The sequence below is a fragment of the Nonlabens antarcticus genome, from assembly GCF_015356755.1.
Lineage (GTDB): Bacteria > Bacteroidota > Bacteroidia > Flavobacteriales > Flavobacteriaceae > Nonlabens > Nonlabens antarcticus.
This window is the reverse complement of record NZ_JADFCO010000035.1, coordinates 1-284: the sequence shown is the minus strand read 5'-3', so window position 1 is coordinate 284 and position 284 is coordinate 1. Positions and strand designations below refer to the sequence as shown.

The following is a 284-nucleotide window of genomic DNA, read 5'->3' as shown; positions in this document are numbered from 1 at the left end:
GCTTGTCGATCTCTATGTTGCCCACTATGTTTTTATGCTTCCTGAACCTATGGTGGGAGTCTGTCGTTATGTGATAGCTCCTCTTGGGCTGTATCAGCAAATGGTTGGCTCTTAGAATCCTAAAGAGTTTATCCCTTCCAACATTTAGCTCTGATAGTTCCGCCTGAAGTTTATAATATAACTTCCTTCCCCCCAGCCTGGGCATCACGCTGCGCATGGCGCGTACCAGTACTATTACCTGTTGTGCGATGGCCTGTTTGTGAGCCTTTGACCTGATGGCTCTA

At 47.2% G+C, this 284-nt stretch carries 1 pseudogene; it reads right to left on the bottom strand.

The features are described from left to right. A pseudogene (locus IQ282_RS14900) lies at window positions 1-284 on the bottom strand (hypothetical protein); the annotation flags it as partial.